6 protein-coding genes and 2 pseudogenes are annotated in these 5,460 nt (G+C 26.5%); all 8 read left to right on the top strand.

Annotation, left to right across the window (positions count from 1 at the left end; translation table 11 throughout):
• A pseudogene (locus tag RMN92_RS08250) lies at positions 1 to 123 on the top strand (IS1595 family transposase); the annotation flags it as partial.
• A 94-nt stretch (positions 124 to 217) separates the two neighbouring features.
• On the top strand, positions 218 to 505 hold the full coding sequence (locus RMN92_RS08245; protein ID WP_309608994.1) for a hypothetical protein: 288 nt from the start codon (positions 218 to 220) through the stop codon (positions 503 to 505).
• Between the two features lie 27 nt (positions 506 to 532).
• Complete coding sequence (locus RMN92_RS08240) at positions 533 to 1,516, top strand: hypothetical protein (protein ID WP_309608993.1); 984 nt, start codon at positions 533 to 535, stop codon at positions 1,514 to 1,516.
• 113 nt (positions 1,517 to 1,629) lie between these two features.
• Positions 1,630 to 2,196 (top strand): XAC2610-related protein, encoded by a 567-nt coding sequence (locus RMN92_RS08235; RefSeq protein ID WP_309608992.1) that lies wholly within the window; start codon positions 1,630 to 1,632, stop codon positions 2,194 to 2,196.
• 191 nt (positions 2,197 to 2,387) lie between these two features.
• Entirely contained in the window at positions 2,388 to 4,538 is a 2,151-nt protein-coding gene (locus tag RMN92_RS08230) for a hypothetical protein (RefSeq protein ID WP_309608991.1), read from the top strand.
• Between the two features lie 10 nt (positions 4,539 to 4,548).
• A complete protein-coding gene (locus tag RMN92_RS08225) occupies positions 4,549 to 4,959 on the top strand; it encodes a hypothetical protein (RefSeq protein ID WP_309608990.1) in 411 nt (136 codons plus the stop codon).
• Between the two features lie 48 nt (positions 4,960 to 5,007).
• A complete protein-coding gene (locus RMN92_RS08220; RefSeq protein WP_309608989.1) occupies positions 5,008 to 5,349 on the top strand; it encodes a hypothetical protein in 342 nt (113 codons plus the stop codon).
• A gap of 20 nt (positions 5,350 to 5,369) precedes the next feature.
• Positions 5,370 to 5,460: pseudogene (locus RMN92_RS08215) on the top strand (IS1595 family transposase); the annotation flags it as partial.

Raw genomic sequence — 5,460 nt, 5'->3', positions numbered from 1 at the left:
TTAGATGAGTTTAGTTACCGAATTAACAGGTCAATTTATAAGGAAAATATTTTTGACCTATTAATAAACAGAATGATGAATACTCAAAAGGTTTTATATCAAGAGATTATAATAAGTAAATAAATGAACACCTCAATAAATATTTAACAGATAAAGGTTTCAAATTAGATGAGACAACTGGATTAATGAAAAAATAATGGATCAAAAAGTTAAATAAATGGAAAAACCACAAACTTACTATTATTTATCAATTGTATCAATTGTTTTAACATTTACGACTGGTATGGGCATTTTTGCCAGTCTTGTTTTATTGGTTTTGATACAATCAGAAAAAGAAAAACTAAGCGGTAACTATCTTGTTGGAACTGAAAAGTCATTGGAAACATTGAAAAAAGCAAAAAAAATAGTCCTAATTAATTTGATAATTAATGGTGTTTTATTTGCAGCTGTAATAATACTCTTTTTGTATGTATGCACTCAACCTGGAAGATATTTTGGTGGTTAAGTAATAAAACAAATAAAATTAAATGAAATGAAAAATCAGTTCCCAATAATAAATTTCGATTGCCTTGATAAAGCATACCAATATGTATTGCAAGAAGAGGATTCTCAAATAGCCATAAATGTTGACGGAATAAAAAAAGTAGTTCAGTTTATTTTTATTGATGTACCAAATTCCTTTGATAATCATGAAGACAAAAGGGAATTGCAAGAATTAAATCTGAATACTTTTTACGATTTGTATAACATCTTTTTAGAAAAAGTGGGTTCAGGATTATTAGATTTAAATGATATTCAAGAAGATGATTCGTATAATTTCTTATGGATTTTTTACGAAACTAAAAAAAGAATTGGCGATGTAGTTGAAAAGACCAATCATACTTTTTTTGTTCAAGCACTTTCTGATGGCGAAAAAAATTTCGATTATGGTATTGCATATACCGATTCAGAAGAAGAAAATTTTGTAAAAAAATTCACAGATGCGAAGTATATTAATCATAAAAATCCCGATAGTATGGCAGAAATTGAAATTATAAATCAACTAAAAATTGTTTTGGATGAAATTGGCGAACACGCAGATTCTGATTTTATGTTTACGCACGATAGACAATCAACAAACGAAAGTGATGCAACAGCATCAGATTTTAGAACCTTTGTGAAACTCGTATCTCGAAATAAAATAGATGAAAATGACCTTGAAAGGGTTTCAAATAAATTATTTCAAATTGCTAATAAAGAAATTGACTTTACTTTTAGTTTAACTGAAAATACATTCGATCTATTAGATGAATTAGGGTTTGTCTTCCCGTGGGATTATAAATTTAGCGCCTCAGATTTAGAGTTTATTATTTCTTCATTAATTAAAGAAGAATTTAATTTTAGATGTCCAGAAAACATTTTTAGTACAGACTTATTTAAATATGCACAAAAGAAGTTAACAAAAATTGATCTTGAATTAATGAGTTTAGAATCCTTCGGGGACAATTTTTACTTTTTTATTGTGAATAAAAACTAGGTAAATAAAGTTAGAGAATTATCAAAAATCACTAGTATAGAGTTGAGAAAATTAAAATAAAAAAATAACAAATGATAACAATTCCAAATCCATCTTCCGAAAAATAGAGAAAAATGAATAATATCGAAAAAGTAAGATTTTGGAATTTTTCAAACAAAAAAAATGATTTTAGTAAAATGAAAAATGAAATAATTAAAATAGTAATAGTAGTTTTTATTTTTTTCAATACAAACGCCTTTGGTCAAGCAGAGCAATCTTTTATATTAAAAGACAATATAAAAGTGAGCATTAAAAACATTAATAACTTTGAAAAAATTGAGATAAAAACTTCAAAAAACAATAAAATGCAAACTATATCAGACATTGAAACTTCAATAACAGAAAAAGAAACATTTCTGGAAATCGAAGATTATAATTTTGATGGTTTTAAAGATTTTTCATACTCGCATGTGGATGATGGAATGGGAGTTTATACCATTTATCAGATATTTATTTACAACAAAAAAACAAATCAGTTTCAAGAGTTACAAATACCCAATGGATTTAAAACAAATTGTGATCAATTTTGCGATGTTGTAATCAATAAAAAAAGAAAAACAATATCTTCAAGTTGCAGAGGTGGAGCAAAATGGCATACAGACATTTGGAAATTTGATAAAAATGGAAAAATGATACGATAATTTATATTATTATTTTTAGGAATGATTTATCCCGTTATCCGCGATAAGCATCAACAAAATCGTTCTAGAATTAGTGAGCTTATAATACTCATAAATTATTTAATAACAATTAAAGATTATGTTCTGAAAATTAAAGCATTATCAAAAGCAAGTCGAAAAGGAACTAAAAGTTTAAACAAAAAAAATAACAAATGATAACAATTCCAAACCCATGCACCGAAAACTGGAACAAAATGTCGAAAACCGAAAAAGGTAGATTTTGCAATTCGTGCAACAAATTGGTTATTGATTTCAGTAAAATGAAAAATAAAATAATATTCCTACTTTTATTTTTGATTACAACATTTACAATTGCACAAAATAATAGTGAAAATAATGCAGTAAAATTGTCAATTATTGATGTAAATGCAATTGCAAATTCATTGGTGCAACAAAAAATGCTAACCATTTTTGGCAAAGAAGAATTAATTAGATATGCCACCAATCAACCATTACTCATTTATAAAAATTATAACCAAAAGCAACTAGATTCTATAAATTGTAGTCAATATATCATAGAAGAATATTTCGATATTCTTCCTGGACGAGAAAATCAAAACAAAAAATATTTAGGTCTAATGCAAGATCAAGGCAAGAACGACGATAAAATTTTGCTTTGCGAAGAACGAAAATTTTTGAACAACAATTTCCCAACTCGAACCCATTTAATCGATTTTCTTTTTACAAGTATCAGTTTTCACTTAGACGACGGGCATCAAGATTATGAAAGTAGGACTACAAAACTGGCGAAATCTTTTGGAAACTATTTTGAGCCAAATATCAATAAAGATTTTCTGATTTCGGCTATTGAATTTTCTGTAAGTTATGATAAAGACACTAAAATTTTGCAGGAAGAAAGAGTAAAAGTCGCTAAGCCTTTTTTGAAATGGATTTCAATTTTTAAAACGGCAGGATTGTTAAAGAAAGACGATTTCAGAATAGAAAATCGTTATGCCAATGGCGAAAACATTATCAGTTCAATAGACAATCACGTTGTTGTTAAAGAAGTTAAAGAATTAATTTATCACCAAGATTTATTTCCTTTTTTTAAACAAAAACAAATTGAAGTATTAGATAAATTGGTTGAAACAAAGTTTTTAAATAATGAAAAAAAAGAGTTAATCGTTTCAAATTATAAAGAAAATGAACTTTTAGACATAGAAAATATTGTTGCCGGTACAAACCGTTCTTTTTCTTTAAACAGAAAACTTGAAATTGCCAAATTCAGTTTAATGACTTGGAATAATTATGGTGCTATGGAACCTTCGTCTATAAAAAAAGTCTATGAATTGGTTTTACAAAAAGCCTCGAAACTATTAAATTTTACCTATTCAAATCTAGAAGTCCATCGCATAACGACTAAGGATTATAAACAATTAATTGTTTTGCCAAACAACAGGCAATATTTTGTGCTTGTGAAAATAAATAATGTTTTGTACAAAGAATCTATAAAAGAAGTCGAAGGACATGATTGGATTAGAGCATCGAATTTTCAGTTTTTGAATCATTATTTAGAAGATCAAAACGACGATAGAAGATTTTTTGTTTCCACAAGAAAAAGAGTTACTGGATATGAACCACAAGAATCTGAAAATATTTATTTTACATTATTGAAACAAAACGAAGAAACTATTCTTAGAAATAAATATGCATTTTGTGATTTAAATGTTTGCTACGCAGGCGAACCAGGCGATTATAATTATGATGTTAGTTATGAATTTTATGCCGATGATAACAATCCATATCTAAGATTAAACAGAAATTCGATTTTAGAATTTTTAAAATTAGGTAAAGAATTAAAATTATCAAAAATCTTTAATCATGATATTAATTATGTTTATGCGTTTTTTAGAGAATTAAATCCTGGAACTATTAACAGTCTTTTCGATTTTTTACCCGAAACTTTTCAAATAGATAAAAATCAAACAGCCAATGATTTTTTAGATCAATTAGAAACACAATTGCAAGAAGTTAAACCACAAAAACCGAAATACTTTACAAATGTTTTGCAAGAATACAAACTCGATAAATCTAAAAACGAAGAAAAGTTATTTATTAGTTTTAAATTTAAAAACATAAAATATGAATTTTCAGTCAATAACGAAGATGAGGTTTGGAGTTCTAATATTTTATTGAACACAGTTAATAAAGCATTTGCAAAGGCACTTTTGGGCAAATCTGTTTATTTATTTGAAAATCAAAACCAATTTTCAAGTGCTGTTAATGCTGTTATATTAAATGCAAACCAAAAAGCAATGTTAGATAAATTATATCCTAAATTATTTGCAGAAGTTAAAATCTAAAAAATAAATTATGATAACAATTCCAAATCCGTGTTCCGAAAACTGGAACAAAATGTCGAAAACCGAAAAAGGTAGATTTTGTAATTCGTGCAACAAAGTGGTAATTGATTTTAGTAAAATGAAAAACGAAAAAATTGAATCGTATTTTCAAATGAATCAAAACGAAAATATTTGTGGGAATTTTAAAAATTCGCAAATTAATTCAACAACTAACACCAAACACAGATTTAAGTTAGTAGCCTTATTTATTGTCTTTGTATCTTTTATAGTAACAAGTTGCAAAACAAAAGGTTTGGTTCACGATGCAAATTTTCAGAAAAACCCAGTTAACAATAATCCAGTAAACAGAACCAAAGAACCACCAAAATATGTAAAACCTGCTGAGAAAATTGAAATTATAAATGACTCGATAAAAAAATAACAGTTAATTTAAATACTTTGAAAATTGAAATAAAATCACAAAATGTAAATGAAAAAGCAAATTTTTAAAATAGGTATTCTAATTCTAACCATTTTTATTTTATATAAATTGGTTTACAAACCTTTTACAAGGCAAAAATTAATGACAACTAAAGAACACAAATTGCAAGTTGGCAGTTATATTTTTAGCGTTAATGAAATTTCAAACGGCGATACTTTCACAAGAAGTAATTACTATTTTGTTCATATTGTAACCGAAATTAAAGGCGATTATGTGCGATTGGCTGCCGTTCAAAAATTTGTAAATCCAGAAGATCAAATAAATTCTTTACCATCAAAAAACGATGATTTTTATAAAAATTTATTGAGGTGTTCTGATAATTACTTATAATTTTTTCGTATATTTAAAGTATGGAAAAGTTTACAGGACAAAGTATTTTAGAATTTACAGATAAGTTCAAAACGGATTTAGATTGTTTAGAATATTTAGCAGAAATAAAGT

This window comes from Flavobacterium sp., from assembly GCF_031363805.1.
Taxonomy (GTDB): Bacteria; Bacteroidota; Bacteroidia; order Flavobacteriales; family Flavobacteriaceae; genus Flavobacterium.
The sequence above is the reverse complement of the archived record's forward strand: the minus strand, read 5'-3'. Positions and strand labels throughout refer to the sequence as shown.

Bases quoted from the DNA above. Each gene is read 5' to 3' on its own strand.
- RMN92_RS08245 (WP_309608994.1), top strand. From the start codon at position 218: ATGGAAAAACCACAAACTTACTATTATTTATCAATTGTATCAATTGTT.
- RMN92_RS08225 (WP_309608990.1), top strand. From the start codon at position 4,549: ATGATAACAATTCCAAATCCGTGTTCCGAAAACTGGAACAAAATGTCG.
- RMN92_RS08230 (WP_309608991.1), top strand. From the start codon at position 2,388: ATGATAACAATTCCAAACCCATGCACCGAAAACTGGAACAAAATGTCG.
- RMN92_RS08220 (WP_309608989.1), top strand. From the start codon at position 5,008: ATGAAAAAGCAAATTTTTAAAATAGGTATTCTAATTCTAACCATTTTT.
- RMN92_RS08240 (WP_309608993.1), top strand. From the start codon at position 533: ATGAAAAATCAGTTCCCAATAATAAATTTCGATTGCCTTGATAAAGCA.
- RMN92_RS08235 (WP_309608992.1), top strand. From the start codon at position 1,630: ATGAATAATATCGAAAAAGTAAGATTTTGGAATTTTTCAAACAAAAAA.